This is a genomic window from Pseudomonas sp. TMW22089, from assembly GCF_022496645.1.
In the GTDB taxonomy this organism is placed as follows: domain Bacteria; phylum Pseudomonadota; class Gammaproteobacteria; order Pseudomonadales; family Pseudomonadaceae; genus Aquipseudomonas; species Aquipseudomonas paraversuta.
The window spans coordinates 42,111-57,057 of the sequence record NZ_SCFG01000005.1; the positions used below are offsets into that span (position 1 = coordinate 42,111).

Annotated in this window: 13 protein-coding genes; 5 read left to right on the forward strand and 8 right to left on the reverse strand. The window is 59.4% G+C overall.

Going from position 1 to position 14,947, the window contains the following annotated elements:
- Nucleotides 1-290 precede the first annotated feature (290 nt).
- From EQV90_RS06815 to EQV90_RS06835, 5 genes are all read right to left on the reverse strand, one after another.
- Entirely contained in the window at nucleotides 291-1,637 is a 1,347-nt protein-coding gene (locus tag EQV90_RS06815) for an imelysin family protein (protein WP_003442937.1), read from the reverse strand.
- A gap of 145 nt (nucleotides 1,638-1,782) precedes the next feature.
- Entirely contained in the window at nucleotides 1,783-3,849 is a 2,067-nt protein-coding gene (locus EQV90_RS06820; protein WP_240877923.1) for an EAL domain-containing protein, read from the reverse strand.
- 232 nt (nucleotides 3,850-4,081) lie between these two features.
- Nucleotides 4,082-4,678, reverse strand: coding sequence for a Fe-Mn family superoxide dismutase (locus tag EQV90_RS06825; protein WP_003442934.1), 597 nt, complete (start codon nucleotides 4,676-4,678; stop codon nucleotides 4,082-4,084).
- 186 nt (nucleotides 4,679-4,864) lie between these two features.
- The gene (locus EQV90_RS06830; RefSeq protein ID WP_003442932.1) at nucleotides 4,865-5,467 is read right to left on the reverse strand and encodes a LysE/ArgO family amino acid transporter; all 603 of its coding nucleotides are present in this window, start codon (nucleotides 5,465-5,467) and stop codon (nucleotides 4,865-4,867) included.
- A 5-nt stretch (nucleotides 5,468-5,472) separates the two neighbouring features.
- Nucleotides 5,473-5,874 carry an ACT domain-containing protein gene (locus EQV90_RS06835; RefSeq protein ID WP_003442927.1) on the reverse strand — a complete coding sequence of 134 codons (402 nt, stop codon included), beginning with the start codon at nucleotides 5,872-5,874 and terminating at the stop codon, nucleotides 5,473-5,475.
- A 99-nt stretch (nucleotides 5,875-5,973) separates the two neighbouring features.
- On the opposite strand from EQV90_RS06835, the gene EQV90_RS06840 reads away from it, so the two are divergent.
- The 3 genes from EQV90_RS06840 (at nucleotide 5,974) to EQV90_RS06850 (ending at nucleotide 8,801) form a co-directional block, all read left to right on the forward strand.
- A complete protein-coding gene (locus EQV90_RS06840; RefSeq protein ID WP_003442925.1) occupies nucleotides 5,974-6,867 on the forward strand; it encodes a LysR family transcriptional regulator ArgP in 894 nt (297 codons plus the stop codon).
- A gap of 52 nt (nucleotides 6,868-6,919) precedes the next feature.
- Nucleotides 6,920-7,918, forward strand: a complete 999-nt coding sequence (locus tag EQV90_RS06845) for an NAD(P)-dependent oxidoreductase (RefSeq protein ID WP_003442923.1) — start codon at nucleotides 6,920-6,922, stop codon at nucleotides 7,916-7,918.
- Between the two features lie 61 nt (nucleotides 7,919-7,979).
- The gene (locus EQV90_RS06850) at nucleotides 7,980-8,801 is read left to right on the forward strand and encodes a hypothetical protein (protein ID WP_003442921.1); all 822 of its coding nucleotides are present in this window, start codon (nucleotides 7,980-7,982) and stop codon (nucleotides 8,799-8,801) included.
- 81 nt (nucleotides 8,802-8,882) lie between these two features.
- Here the strand turns inward: EQV90_RS06850 and EQV90_RS06855 are convergent, their stop codons facing one another.
- A complete protein-coding gene (locus tag EQV90_RS06855; RefSeq protein ID WP_003442909.1) occupies nucleotides 8,883-10,400 on the reverse strand; it encodes an MDR family MFS transporter in 1,518 nt (505 codons plus the stop codon).
- Between the two features lie 60 nt (nucleotides 10,401-10,460).
- Entirely contained in the window at nucleotides 10,461-11,645 is a 1,185-nt protein-coding gene (gene pobA, locus EQV90_RS06860) for a 4-hydroxybenzoate 3-monooxygenase (RefSeq protein ID WP_240877924.1), read from the reverse strand.
- 174 nt (nucleotides 11,646-11,819) lie between these two features.
- Here pobA and EQV90_RS06865 point away from each other — a divergent pair, with 174 nt between their 5' ends.
- On the forward strand, nucleotides 11,820-12,713 hold the full coding sequence (locus tag EQV90_RS06865) for a helix-turn-helix domain-containing protein (protein ID WP_010655740.1): 894 nt from the start codon (nucleotides 11,820-11,822) through the stop codon (nucleotides 12,711-12,713).
- Between the two features lie 324 nt (nucleotides 12,714-13,037).
- Here EQV90_RS06865 and EQV90_RS06870 read toward each other — a convergent pair whose 3' ends face one another.
- Nucleotides 13,038-13,937: a LysR family transcriptional regulator gene (locus EQV90_RS06870; protein ID WP_003442894.1), complete on the reverse strand. Its 900-nt coding sequence runs from the start codon at nucleotides 13,935-13,937 to the stop codon at nucleotides 13,038-13,040.
- Between the two features lie 113 nt (nucleotides 13,938-14,050).
- Between EQV90_RS06870 and EQV90_RS06875 the strand changes: the two genes are divergently transcribed.
- Nucleotides 14,051-14,935 carry an MBL fold metallo-hydrolase gene (locus EQV90_RS06875; protein WP_010655741.1) on the forward strand — a complete coding sequence of 295 codons (885 nt, stop codon included), beginning with the start codon at nucleotides 14,051-14,053 and terminating at the stop codon, nucleotides 14,933-14,935.
- Nucleotides 14,936-14,947: the final 12 nt, after the last annotated feature.

Here is a 14,947-nt window from a genome sequence, read left to right on the forward strand (position 1 = left end):
TCAGCGAGCAAAATCGAGGGCGCAAAGTTTATCAGGGAAGGTGAATTGAAATAAGAGGGATTAGCATTTGGTTTGATCAGGGGCAGGTTTTCGTTCCTGTGCACGGAGGGAATTGCTCCACCTTGCAAGCTGGTCCGACCCGGCACTGCAGGAGCGAGCTTCCCGGGAATGTCGCGTTCACTCGCCCATCAACATGGGCTCGATAAAAAGCTCGCTTGTGCAGAGGTCGGTGGCGTCGAATAAAAAAGGCGGCCCGAAGGCCGCCTCATCATTCACTCAAACCCTGCGGATCAAAACTCGTGGTCGGCAGTGTCGGGGTTCAGATCGTTGATGCCCAGCTTGCCGGCTGCCTGCTCGATGGCCGCGGTCTGTTTGACCAGGGCGGCGATGGCGTCACGTACAACCTGATTGCCCGCCTCATTACCCGCGGCGATCAGTTGGTCGTAGTGCTCGCCCTTGTTGGCAAGATCAACCATGACCTGGATCTTGGCTTCGGTGTCTGCCAGATCGGATTTCAGCGTGGCGTCTGTGGCCGGGTCAACCGCCACAACCAGCGACGACAGGCTCGGGCCGGTCATTTTAGTGCCGTCAGTACGCAGGTACTCACCCAGGTACACGTTACGAATGCCTTTGGCATCGTAGAAGTGCGAGTTGTGGGTGTTGTCGCTGAAGCAGTCTTGCTCGTCTTCCGGAGAGTTGGCTTCCAGCGACACTTTCATGCGTTCGCCTGCCAGTTCACCCAACGACAGGCTGCCCATGCCGAACAGCATTTTGCGCAGGCCGTTCTGCGGGGTATCAGCTTGCAGTGTGGCGCGGTAGTTGTCGGTTACATCCGGTGCCCAGTTGCCGACCATTTCGTCCAGGTCGTTGACCAGCAGTTGGGTAACCGCTTTGAGGTACGCGCGACGACGGTCATTGTGGCCCCCGGTGGCGCCTTCGCCTTCAAGGTAGTCGGACGCCGGACGGTTGCCCGCGCCAGGGCCGGTACCGTTGAGGTCCTGGCCCCAGAGCAGGAATTCGATTGCATGGTAGCCGGTCGCCACGTTGGCTTCGGAGCCGCCCAGTTCGTTCAGGCTGGCGAGGGTCTCGGGGGTGATTTCGGTCACGTCGACCTTGTCTTCGCCGACCTGGATCTGGGTGTTGGCAATAATGTTGGCGTTGGCACCCGGGTTGCCCAGTGCACCAGCGTAGCTGGTGTCAACGTAGTCGATCAGGCCTTCGTCCAGTGGCCAGGCATTAACCTGACCTTCCCAGTCATCAATGATGGTGTTGCCGAAACGGAATACTTCGCTTTGCAGGTAAGGTACGCGCGCCTCAACCCAGGCCGCGCGGGCGGCTTTGAGGGTGTCATCGTTGGGCTTGGCGAGGAAGGCGTCGATAGCCGTTTGCAGTTTTTTCGCACCCGACTCGGCATCGCTGAATACTGCGTGAACCATGTCGGCGTAATGCGCGACAACGGCTTTGGCGGCAGCTTCATCAATTTTCACCGCGCTGACATCGGTCGCTGGCGTTGCGGTGCTGGTGGCTGCTGCCGGCGTAGGGGCCGCCGCAGTTTTTTCCTTGTCCTTGTCGCCACAACCGGCGAGTGAGATAGCAATGGCCAGCAGACTGGCGGTAGCCAGGGGCATACGAATCATGGCGAAAATCCTGCTTCGAGAGGTGGGACAAGCGTGCGGCTGCACGCAAAACTGCGACATGATGCGAAAGATATGCATTTTGTGTAAAGGGTTAGCGTTGTAAATATTTCTTATTTACCTTCAGGCAACCCCGATTCAGGGGCAATCACGAAACACCGGGTTGCAGCTTCAGTAGCCGATTACGCCGGGCCTGCTTCAGGTAAGCGCTCAACTCCCGTGCTCCCAGGGGTTTGCTGTACAGATAGCCCTGGCCTTCGTGACACCCTTCCTTGATCACATAGGCTTCCTGTTCGGCGGTTTCGACGCCTTCGGCTATTACCTGCATGCCCAGGCTTTTGCCGAGCTGAATAATGGCCCGCACGATGGTCGCATCGTCGTCATCGTCAATCAGGTCCTGCACAAAACTTTTATCGATCTTGATTTTGTCCAGCGGCAGTCGCTTGAGGTAGCTCAGGGATGAGTAGCCGGTGCCAAAGTCATCAATCGCGATCAAGGCGCCGGAGCGACGCAGGCTCAGCAGGTGCTGGGCGGCAGTGCCGATGTCTTCCATGAGGCTGGTTTCTGTGACCTCCAGCTCAAGGCTGCGGGGCGCCAGGTGGTAGTTGTGAAACAGCTCGTTGACCATCCGTGGCAGTTCGGCGTGATGCAGTTGCACGGTCGAAAGGTTGACTGCCATGCGCAGCTCGCTGAAGCCCTGATCATGCCATTCGCGCAGTTGGCGGCAGGACTGGTGCAGTACCCACTCACCGATGGCAATGATGCTGCCGTTTTTTTCGGCCAGCGGAATAAACAGATCCGCAGGGACCAGGCCGTGCTCGGGGTGCTGCCATCGCAGCAACGCTTCGACCCCGACCACCCGATGGTCGCTGTAACGGATCTGCGGCTGATAGACCAGGTGCAACTGGTTATTGAGCAGTGCTTCGCGCAAGTCTTTTTCCAGCTGGCGCAGACGCCGCATCTCGCGGTCGACGCTGGCGATATAAAACTGATAACGGCCGCGCGACCGGCTTTTGGCCAGGGTCATGGTCTGCTCGGCTTTTTGCAGCAGTTGCTCAGATGTGTCGCCATCTTCGGGAAACAAGGTGATGCCAATGGTGGCGCGTAATCGGATGTTGTGCTGGTCCAGACTGAAAGGGGTTTCGAGATCATCAATGATCTTCTGGGCCAGCTCGGCGGCCTCGTAGGGCTGCTCGATATGGGCCTGGACCAGCGCGAACTGGTCGCCGCCCAGGCGTGCCAGAGTGCCCTGGCATGCGCTGTGGGCACGAATCCGGTCAGTCAGGGCTTGTAACAGCCGGTCACCGGTCTGATAGCCAAACTGTTCGTTGATGCCTTTGAAATCGTCCAGCCCCACACACAGCACCGCGACACGACGTTGCGAGCGGCCAGCCTCCACCAGGGTTTTGCCCAGTTGGGCCTGCAGTTGCTGTCGATTTGGTAAACCGGTCAAAAAGTCATACCGGGCCATGCGCAACAAGGAGTTTTCCGCTTCGCGGCGCAAATCGGTATTGCGCTCAATTGAGCTCAGCAGCTGATTGGCGGTGTTGACCCACATCCCCAGTTCATTGTTCTCATGCCCCTTGAGTGGGGGCATCCAGTGCTCGCCGGGGCGATCGGGGTTGATACTGGTCAAGTGGCGGAGGATTTTTGACAAGGGTTTGGTCAGTAGCCAGTGATACACCAGGTACAGCACCAGCCCCAACAGCAGCGCGCGCAGCACGCCGGAGATCAGAATGATCACGGCGTTGGTTAAGAAATCTTTGCCAAAAGGGGCGGTATCGAGGGTTATGTTCAGGTCGCCGTAATACTCGCGGTCCGGTTCACGGCCCGTCAGCGCAATGCTGTCGGTGTGTTGCCGGCCCAAAATAAGGTCGGTCAGCCAACGGCTTGAGGACGTGTGCAAGGGCCGTGACTTTTGCGCAAGGCTGGCTTCATCGGGGTGACCAATGGACGCCTGACGCACGGCATCATCCTGAAACAGGCCTTCGATGACCTGCATCGCCATATCGCGGTCCAGGCTATACAGCGCCTGAGTCGAGGGGTCGCGAAACATGCCGAGGATACGCCCCGCATCATTGTTGACGGCCTGCCGTGTTTCGTAGGCGTAGAACACAATTTGCCCGCAACCAAGCACTGCTCCAACGCCCAGTGCCGACAGCAACACGATCTGCAGCAACTTGAACGACAAGCTGTTTTTGAGTTCCGGCTTCAAAGCGCTATTCCTTGTTTCTGCCACTAATGCTTTTGGCCAGGTGCCTGAGTGCCGCTGCAGATATCCACGGCAGCTAATGTGTCGGTCTGCGGCTTCTTTAACTTGAGGGGCTGAATGAAAAATATCGGGTGTCTTGATACGGCTGGCCCGAAACCGGGCAGGGGCGGGGCAGACACTTTCAGGCAGACAAAAAAAACCCGGCATGCCGGGTTTTTTTTACCTGGAGTCAGGCTTAAGCAGTAAAGGTTTTGCCTTCGAACTGCTCAGCAACGAACTTCCAGTTAACGAGGTTCCAGAACGCTTCAACATACTTCGGACGCACGTTGCGGTAGTCGATGTAGTAAGCGTGTTCCCAAACGTCGCAGGTCAGCAGCGGGGTGTCGCCGCTGGTCAGCGGGTTGCCGGCGCCAATGGTGCTGGCCAGGGCCAGGGAACCGTCAGCTTTCTTCACCAGCCAGCCCCAGCCGGAGCCGAAGGTGCCGATGGAAGTCTTGCTGAACTCTTCCTTGAACTTGTCGAACGAACCGAAGGCTGCGTTGATGGCATCAGCCAGCGCGCCAGTAGGTGCGCCGCCGCCGTTTGGCGTCATGCAGTTCCAGTAAAAAGTGTGGTTCCAGACCTGAGCGGCGTTGTTGAAGATACCGCCCGAAGAGGTTTTAACGATCTCTTCCAGGGTTTTGCCTTCGAACTCGGTGCCTGGCACCAGGTTGTTCAGGTTCACGACGTAGGTGTTGTGGTGCTTGTCGTGGTGAAACTCCAGGGTTTCTTTGGAGATGTGCGGCTGCAGGGCATCGTGTGCGTAGGGCAGCGGCGGCAATTCGAAAGCCATGATGATTCTCCTAATCAGGTCAGTTGCGATGAGCGCAAGGCCGATCACGGGCGGCCAAACACGCGCCGATGAGTTTTTACTCTTCGCGGCGCAGGGGCTGGATCATAGCACCGGGGGTGCGGCAAAACCACGCAACAACTGTGTGGAATAGAGGTTCCAAAGATTTTGCAAACGCTCTGGCCCGCATCAGCCGGCACTTATTAATTGATACGCCACGCTGAACATCATCACCGCCACCAGCAGGTCCAGCCAGCGCCAGGTTGCCGGGCGTGCCAGCCACGGGGCCAACCAGGCGGCACCCAGGGCCAGGGCGGAAAACCACAGCAGCGAGGCACTGGCGGCACCTGCGACATAAGCGCCGGGTTCAGTTTGCTGGGCGCCCAGGGAGCCGATCAGCAACACGGTGTCCAGATACACATGGGGGTTGAGCAGGGTAACCGCCAGGGCACTGAGCATCACCGCGCGTAATGAACGCACCTTATGGTTTTCACCTTGCCCAAGGCTTTGTTTCGAACAGGCCCGGCGCAGGGCCAGGGTGCCGTACCACAGCAGGAAGGCTGCGCCGCCCCAGCGGGCGATGGCCAGCAACAAAGGGTTTTGCGCCAGCACTGTGGCCAGGCCAAACACACCGGCAGCCACCAGCAGGGCGTCACATACCACGCACAGGGCCGCCACCGGCAGGTGATGTTCCCGGCGCAGGCTTTGCGCCAGCACAAAGGCATTCTGGGTACCAATGGCCATGATCAAACCCAGGGCCACCAGCAAGCCGTTCACATAACTTTGCCACATCGTTCTTACTCCGCGCTGGCTGCCAATTGACTCAGTACTGTCATGGCGCGATCTGCATCGCTGCGGCCGACAAACAGATGGTCGTGGTAATAACCGGCAATCACGTTGCAACTGATTCCGGCCTGGCCCAGGGCAGTGGCGAAGGCTGCTGTCAGGCCGACTGCCTGCAGCGCCGAGTGCACATTGAGGGTGATCCAGGCGGCGATGTAGTCATAGGCAAGCCCGGCCTGTTCGGCCTGTTGGCGCTCGACAATCAGTGTCAGGCCTTCTTGTTCACGAAAGCTGCCGATCACCTCGCAACTGTCCGGGATGCGGTGGTCGGGCAGGGTGCAAAACACGTAGTCACCCTGGTTGAGGTGCGGGCTCATGCTGCGCAACAGAGTTGCCAGGGCGGTTTCGCCGGCCATGGAGTAAGTCCTTGAAGAGTGAAAAGTGATGCTGGCTATTCTCGGGGCTGAAGCTGTATAAGAAAAACCAATATTGCTGATCGCTCATTAGGAAAACTGATGTTCGACTATAAATTACTCTCTGCCCTTGCCGCAGTCGTAGAGCAGGCTGGTTTTGAACGGGCGGCCCAGGTCCTGGGCCTTTCGCAATCGGCCATCTCCCAGCGGATCAAGCTGCTGGAGGCACGCATCGGCCAGCCGGTGCTGATTCGCGCCACACCGCCGAGCCCGACCGAGATTGGTCGGCGTTTGCTCAACCACGTCCAGCAAGTGCGTCTGCTTGAGCGTGACTTGCAGAGTGCGGTCCCGGCCCTGGACGATGAAGGCCTGCCCGAACGGCTGCGCATTGCCTTGAACGCCGACAGTCTGGCCACCTGGTGGGCCGTGGCGGTGGGGGACTTTTGTGCCGACCAGCACCTGTTGCTGGACCTGGTGGTTGAAGATCAAACCGTGGGCCTCAAACGGATGCGGGCCGGTGAAGTGGCCGCCTGCCTGTGCGCCAGTGAGCGTCCGGTGGCCGGGGCCCGTAGCGTATTGCTGGGCGCCATGCGCTACCGCGCACTGGCCAGCCCGGCGTTCATTGCCCGGCATTTTCCCGAGGGGGTGAGTGCCGGGTTGTTGCCAAAAACCCCCGCGCTGGTATTCGGCCCGGATGACTTTTTGCAACATCGCTACCTGGCATCCCTTGGGGTCGACGGCGGCTTCGAGCACCATTTGTGTCCGTCCTCCGAAGGTTTTATTCGCCTCACCGAAGCCGGCCTGGGCTGGGGGCTGGTACCTGAATTGCAGGTGCGCGAGCAGCTTGCAAGCGGGGCTTTGGTGGAGCTTTTGGCAGATAAACCGATCGACGTGCCACTGTACTGGCATCATTGGCGCAACGGTGGGCAACTGCTGGGGCAACTGACCGAGCATTTAACGCGTTCGGCACCCCGCTGGTTAGTGCCTTTGGCCTGACAACCAGCGTTTAAACAGCAGGCAACAAGAATTACAGCATTTGGAGTGATTGATGAAGATTCTGGTCACCGGCGCGAGCGGCTTTATTGGCGGACGCTTTGCGCGTTCTGCCCTGGAGCAGGGCTTTGACGTACGGGTCAGCGGGCGACGGGCCGAAGGTGTTGAACACCTGGTGCGGCGCGGGGCTGAATTTATCCCGGGTGATTTGACCGATGGCTTGCTGGTGCGCGATTTGTGTGTCGATGTCGATGCCGTGGTGCATTGCGCCGGTCACGTGGGCGCCTGGGGTCGTTATCAGGACTTCCACCGCGACAACGTGCTGGTCACCGAGAATGTGGTGGAAGCCTGTCTGAAGCAGAGAGTACGGCGCCTGGTGCATTTGTCTTCGGCATCGCTGTACTTCGATGGCCGCTCCCATACCGATTTGACTGAAGAACAGTTGCCCCGGCGTTTCCGGCATCCCTGTGCCGCGACCAAAAACCTGGCGGAACAAAAAGTCTTCGGTGCCCAGGAGTTCGGCCTTGAGGTGATTGCCCTGCGTCCGCGATTCGTCACCGGGGCGGGGGACATGAGCCTGTTCCCGCGCCTGCTCAAGCTGCAACGCAAAGGTCGGCTGGCCATCGTCGGCAATGGCCTGAACAAGGTCGATTTCACCAGCATCCAGAATCTCAACGAAGCCTTGATGAGCAGCCTGCTGACCACGGGTTCGGCCCTGGGCAAGGCCTACAACATCAGTAATGGCGCACCCATTCCGCTGTGGGATGTGATCAATTACGTGATGCGCCAGATGAACGTGCCGCAAGTTACCCGCTACCGAGGCTATGGTCTGGCCTACAGCCAGGGAGCGCTCAACGAGGCCGCCTGCAAACTGTGGCCGGGTCAGCCTGAGCCGACCCTGTCGCGCCTGGGCGTGCAGATCATGGACAAGGATTTTACTCTCGACATCAGCCGCGCCCGGCACTATCTGGACTACGACCCTAAAGTCAGTCTGTGGGCGGCGCTTGACGAGTTTTGCGGCTGGTGGAAAGCCCAGGAATCGCCTTACCGTTAACCCTCTGGTGTCCGAAGCTTGTACCTTGACCCCATTTTCAGGATTCAAAAAAGGTTTAGCCATGCGTAATGATGCCCGCGACGACTTTCACGATGTACCGCTCCTGCGCGCCACGGCGGCTGATCAGGACCCGCTGGAGCCGGCTGGCGGTGCCCGTGAACGCACCACGGTGTACTCGCGCAACACGCCGGTGATCAAGGTCAAGGGGCCGAGTACCGGACCTTTGTGGGTGCTTGTCGGTGCATTGATGCTGGCGGTTGCGGGGCTGGGGTGGTGGAGCTTTCAGCAGATTTCGCTGATGGAGCAGCAACTGGTGGCGACCCAGGAAAGCTTTGCCCGTATCAGCGAGGATGCGGCGGGACGCTTGCAGGCCATATCGGGCAAGGTGGTGGCCAGCGAGTCGAACATCAATAACGGCAGCGAAGCCCTGAAGTTGCAGATCAAGCAGATTGAAGAGCAGCTGCAGGAGCAGAGCACGCGCCAGCAAGGCATGGTGGCGGGGCAGCAGGGCGAACTGGACAACCGTTTTGAGCAGATCAATGCTGCGATGTTGCTGCAGGTAACGGCCCAGAAAGAAAGCCAGACCAGACTCGAAGCCGATATCAAAAGCCTGGGCAGTGAACTGACCACACTCAAAGCCAGCGTCGCGCAACAAGCGGTGGACGTGGCGGCCCTGAAAAAACAGGGCAACCCGGGTGCAGCGGTAGAGCGTCTGGAGCAGGACTTGATGGTGCTCAAAAGTGAACTGGAGAACCGCCCGGCACCCGCCCAGGGCACCAATACCGCTGAGTTTGACGCCTTCCGTGGCCAGGTGACGCGCAACATCAACACCCTGCAAAGCCAGATTCAAAACTTGCAGAAGCAGATCAGCGCCCGGCCTTGATGGGGTGCAACCCCTCTAGCCGCGAGCTTGCTGGCGATGGCATCGGTGCAGTGTTCAAGACTGCACCGATGGCCCAATAATTTACTGCGCCTTGTCTTCGCGCCCGCGCAGTACCTGATTGGGCATGGCTATCGCCGCGCTCAACCCCAGCAGCGAGATTGCCGCACTGATCAGTAACAGGTGACGGAAGGTTTGCAGCAATTCTGCGCGAAGGCTCGCCAGTGCAGGGCCTTGCACTGTATTCAGGCTGTCGAGCAACAGGTTGCCCGAGCTGCCTTCAACCAGCATCCCTGTGCCGCCGGCAGGGGCCAGCAAGGAACCGTGCAGCAGCGCCAGCAACAAGGCCGACATCAACGCCACACCCACTGCGCCGCCCAGTGAGCGGAACAGATTGGTGGTGCTGGTGGCCACGCCAATGTCGTGCTGCTGTACCGAGTTTTGAGCACCCACCAGCGAGGTCGGAAACTGCAGCCCGGCGGCAATCCCGGCGAACAACATAAAGACGCCGCTCAATACCTCCGAACCTGGCGGGCTGAATGCCATGCCGGAAATGGCCAGGGGCATCAGCACCGCGCCCGCCAGAATCATCGGTTTGTAATAGCCGGTAACCGAGGTCATGCGTCCCGCAAAGTAAGCGCCCATCGGCAGGCCCATGGCCAGTGGCAACAGGTGCATGGCGGCGCTGTCAGCGCCCGCGCCGGTGATGCTCTGATAACGCAGCGGCATCAGCACGATCAGCGAAATTGCCTGAAAACTGGTGAAGAAAATCGTGCACCAGCACAGCACCGCGTTGCGGTTGGCAAACAGGTGCATTGGCAGCAACGGCTCCAGGGTGCGGCGCTCATGCCGTACGAACAGACCAAGGGCGATCAGCGCAGCCAGCAGCAGCCCCAGCACCTGAGTATCCCGCCAGCTATGGCCCTGACCGATAAAGGTGATGCTCAGCAGCAATGACGTGAGCCCGACAATCATCAATACCGTACCCAGGTAATCAATGATCGGTTTGCGTTGCGGCACGGGCAGCCCGACCAGTGTGCGGTACGAGATCCACCACGCTGCCAGGCCCAGGGGCAAATTGATCAAAAATACCCAGCGCCATGACAGGTATTGGGTCATATAGCCGCCCAGAACCGGCCCGGCAACGCTGGCAATGGCGTACATGCCGCTGAAATAGCCCTGATAACGCCCGCGCTCGCGGGGTGGCACGATGTCGCCAATGATTGCCTGGCTTACCGAAATCATCCCGCCCGCGCCGATCCCCTGAATGATGCGCGCCAGCACCAGTTGCTCCATGTTCTGCGCCAGCCCGCAAAACAGCGAGGCCAGGGTGAACAGGCCCATGCCGAACAGCATCAGGCGTCGGCGCCCGTACAGGTCGCCGAGTTTGCCGTAGATGGGAACGGCCACGGTCATGGCCACCATGTAGCCCGAAATCACCCAGGCCAGCTGGCTGACGTCCTTGAACTGGGCGGAGATGGCAGGAATGGAGACGGCTACGATGGTCTGGTCCAGCGCGCCGAGGAAAATCGCCAGCATCAGGGCAACCAGAATGCTGCGTATGGCGGGTCTGGATTGGGGGGGCTGATTCAGATTGGTCACTACAACACCTGTGCGCGGCATGCCTGTGGTGGAATGCCGCCCAGTCTACTCGATAGCTTGCTATTCGATAGCCTCGTAAGGAAGGCCCACGTAATTTTCTGCAATGGTCGTGCGCCCTGCCACAGAGTCGACGAAATATGCCAGCTCACTGTCGGTAATCCGCTGGCTAAAGCTGTCGCTGTCAGGGAAACGGTGCAGCATCGAGGTCATCCACCACGAAAAGCGTTCGGCCTTCCACACTCGCCGCAGGCACACCTCGGAGTAGCGCTCCAGCAAATCGGTGCGACCTTGTGTGTATACCTTGAGCAGAATATTGAACAGGGTGCTGACATCACTGGCGGCCAGGTTCAAGCCTTTGGCCCCGGTGGGCGGCACGATGTGTGCGGCGTCCCCCACCAGAAACATCCGCCCGTACTGCATGGGCTCGACCACGAAGCTGCGTAGCGGCGCGATGCTTTTCTCGATTGATGGCCCGGTCACCAGACGTTCGGCCAGGGGCTGCGGCAGGCGGGCCTTGAGTTCGTCCCAGAAGCGCTGGTCGGACCAGTCCTCGACCTGCTCATCGGCCGGCACTTGCAGGTAATAACGGCTACGGGTTGCCGAGCGCTGACTGCACAGGGCAAAACCGCGCTCATGTTTGGCGTAAACCAGTTCGTCGTTGACGGGCGGGGTATCTGAAAGCACCCCGAGCCAGCCGAAGGGGTAAACGCGCTCGAAGATTTTCAGTACGTCGCCGGGAATCGACTGGCGCGCCACTCCGTGAAAGCCATCGCAGCCGGCAATGTAGTCGCAATCCAGGCGCCAGCTTTCGCCGTCTTTCTCAAAGGTCAGGTAGGGCGCATCGGTTTTCATGTCGTGGGGCTGGACGTTGCTGGCGCTGTACAGGGTTTGCGCGCCTGCTTGCGTACGTGCAGCCATCAGGTCGCGGGTCACTTCGGTCTGGCCGTAGACCATCACCGTTTTTCCGCCGGTCAGACCCTTGAGATCGATATGGACCTGGCGGCCATCCAGTGCCAGTTCAAAACCGTCGTGCACCAGGCCTTTAGCGTCCATGCGCTGGCTGACTCCGGCCTGTCGCAGCAGGTCGACCATACCTTGCTCAAGCACCCCGGCGCGGATTCGCCCCAGGACGTAATCGGCAGTCTGGCGTTCGATAATGATGTTATCGATGCCCGCTCCATGCAGCAGTTGACCGAGCAACAGGCCTGAAGGGCCGGCACCGATAATGGCGACTTGAGTTCTCATCGTGGTGGTCTCTCGCAAGCCCCGGCCGTTAAGGGCGAGGTGGTTCTTATTAGTTTGTGCTTGTATTTTTCGCTTGCGAAGCGGGCAATAGAAGGTGATAACCACGTCATTACCGGTACTTTTCGCTAATCGGTGCGGTTATCGGCCCTTGACCCATCTTTAGACACTGGCGCTATGAATCTTTCCTCTTATCCGTCGATCCCGGTCTTCAAGCTTTATGGTGAGCAGCAGGACTGGCTCAGTCCCGACCTGCTGCACTGCGAAACCATTTCGTTGCGCAGCCGCGTCCACGACTGGGAGATTCGCCCCCATCGGCATGCAGATCTGTGCCAGTTGCTGTACGTGCACAAGGGGCGGGCGCAGGTTGAAATCGAAGGCCAGCAGCATGTGCTGGAGCAATCTGCGATTCAGGTAATCCCGCCGTTATGCGTCCACGGTTTTCAGTTTTCCCCTGACGTTGACGGCTATGTCCTGACGCTGGCCGCGCCGTTGGTGGCGCAGTTGCAAGCCCAGCTGGGCGGTTCGCTGAGTGCTTTGCAAAGGGCGGCCAGTTACCCGGCGGGCAAGGATCGGCATTACCTGAATAATCTGTTCAGCGTGCTGCAAAGCGAATATGCGGGCGCCCGGCCGGCCCGGGACATGCTCCTGCAATCGCTCATCAGCGTGCTGTTGGTGTGGGTCACGCGCCAAGTCATCGCACGGCGTGAAGCGCGGCAATTGCCACAACGTGGCCGGGAGTATTTGAGCCTGTTCAATCAACGGGTCGAGATCCTGTTTCGCCAACAACCCGCCGTGGAGCAGTTAGCGCATCAGGTAGGCATTTCGGTGGCGCATCTAAACAGCATCTGCCGTGAACTGGCGGGGCAGTCAGCGTTGCAGATCATTCATCAGCGCCTGTTGCTGGAGGCCAAACGGCATTTGATCTACACACCGATGACCATCAGCGAAGTGGCCGATAGCCTGGGTTTTGCCGACCCGGCGTATTTTGCGCGTTTTTTCCGGCGCCTGACCGGGACTTCGCCCAGCGCGTTTCGTACAGACCGGACTGACAACAGCAGTCCGGTCTGACTCCGGGGCATCCTTACCTCAGAGCGCTAAACGCAGAATTACAGTGCCCGCCATTGCAACTGACGGTATATCCGACTGCTTGCCGGGTTTGTTCGGCGCGGTAGCAAGCGCCAGCAAAGATGACAGCGGCAGCAAAAATGAGAAACAAGGTCATGCATCTGGTTTTTGTTTTAGTGGTCATGGCATTCATCTCCTAGACGTCACACCATTGAGGCTAGTTCAGACCTAAGGACTTGCCATGCTAGTTGTACGAGTGGAGTTGCAGCGCTTCATCCTCCAAATGGACTATTCGCAAGATTATGTGGCCGCGCTCTAGATGTTTTTTCAGGCATCCCACGCCGGTTTTTCGGTAAAGCGCCCGGCGAGAAAGTCGAGCATGCTGCGCAACGTGGCGGGCATGTGCTTGCGCGAGGCATACACCGCGTAAATGTTCATCACCCGGGGTTCGGCATCTGGCAGCAGACGGACCAGTGTGCCCTGGCGCACATGTATCCCGGCCTGATAGGTGGGCAGCAATGAAACTCCGGCCCCTGCCAGTGTGGCGCTCAACAGGGTGCTGGCTTCATTGGCGCTGATGTTGCCTTGCACCGGCACCGCTATTTCTTCGCCGCGCCGGGTGAAATGCCACAGGCTTTTGCCGTAGTAGGAGTGGGTCAGGCAGTTGTGCCGGCTGAGGTCATCGACCTGTTGCGGTGCCGGGTGCTCGCGCAGATAGGCCGGTGCTGCGCATAACACCGAACGACAGACCGTCAGCTTGCGGGCAATCAGGTTCGGGTCCAGGTCATTGCTGGTGCGAATTGCCAGATCAATCCGTTCATCCACCAGATTCACTGTGCGGTCGAGCATTTGCAGATCGACGCTGACCTGCGGGTTGAGCCGCACATAGTCAGCAACGGCAGCGGCCAGTTGGGCCTGGCCGAATGAGGTACTGACGCTGATCCGCAGCAAACCCCGCGGCGCATCACCGGGAACACTGACTGTGGCCTGCAGGTCATCTGCCAGTTCCAGTAGTTGCCGGCAGCGGGGCAGCGTTTCGAAACCGGCGGCGGTCAGGCTCAGTTTGCGGGTGGTGCGGTGCATCAAGCGGGCGCCCACCCACTCTTCGAGTTCAGCCAGGTACCGCGACACCACAGGCCGCGACAGGTCCAGATGATCGGCCGCCGCTGACTGGCTGCCAAGGTCGACGACGGTGGTGAACACCCGCATTGCAGTAAGACGATCCATGATTTGCCCGATATCCGAAACAGACTATGTTCAAGCATCGCATTTTTAGTTGGCTGGGTTGCTACTAAGCTCTGTCCATCACCTGCATCGTCCCACGACTCTGGATACCTCCCATGCCTGGATTTTCCACCCTGCGCCGTTTCATTCTCGGTGCTGCCGTACTGGGCTTTGCTGCCCACGCGGCAGCGGCCCCGGCCCCCTTGACCCTGGACGTCTACAACCCCGGTGCTGCGGCCATTTTCCCGGTGTCCTCAGTGCTGGTCAGCGGTGAAAAAGACGCGATTCTGATTGATGCCCAGTTTGCCGCCGCCCAGGCCCGGCAAGTGGTCGACAAGATCCGCGCCAGCGGCAAACACTTGACCACCATCTACATCAGCCATGGCGACCCGGATTACTACTTCGGCCTGGAAACCCTGACCCGGGCCTTCCCGGACGCCAAAGTGCTGGCCTCGGGGCCGACCGTCGAGCACATCAATAAAACCAAGGACGCCAAGCTGGCGTACTGGGGACCGCAGATGGGCCAGGATGTACCGGGCCGGTTGATCGTGCCGCAGGTGTTGAAGGGCAACACCCTGGAGCTTGAAGGGCGTGAGCTGGACATCGTAGGTCTGGGCGGCAGACAGCCGGATCGCACCTTCGTCTGGATTCCCTCGCTCAAGGCGGTGGTCGGCGGCGTGGTAGTGGCCGATAACCTGCACGTGTGGATGGCCGATACCCAGACCCCGCAGTCCCACCGGCAGTGGCTGGCCACTCTCAAACGTATCGACAGCCTGCAACCGCAAGTGGTCGTGCCCGGCCATTACCTGGGGCAGAACGACCGCTCCCTGAACGCCGTACATTTCACCCGCGACTACATCAAGGCCTTTGACGAAGAAGCCCTCAAGGCCCGCAATTCGGGAGAACTGATCGCCGCGATGAAAAAACGCTACCCGGATCTGGGCGAAGAATCTTCGCTGGAACTGAGCGCCAAAGTAGCCAAAGACGAAGTGCAGTGGTGAGGCAGGATTTAC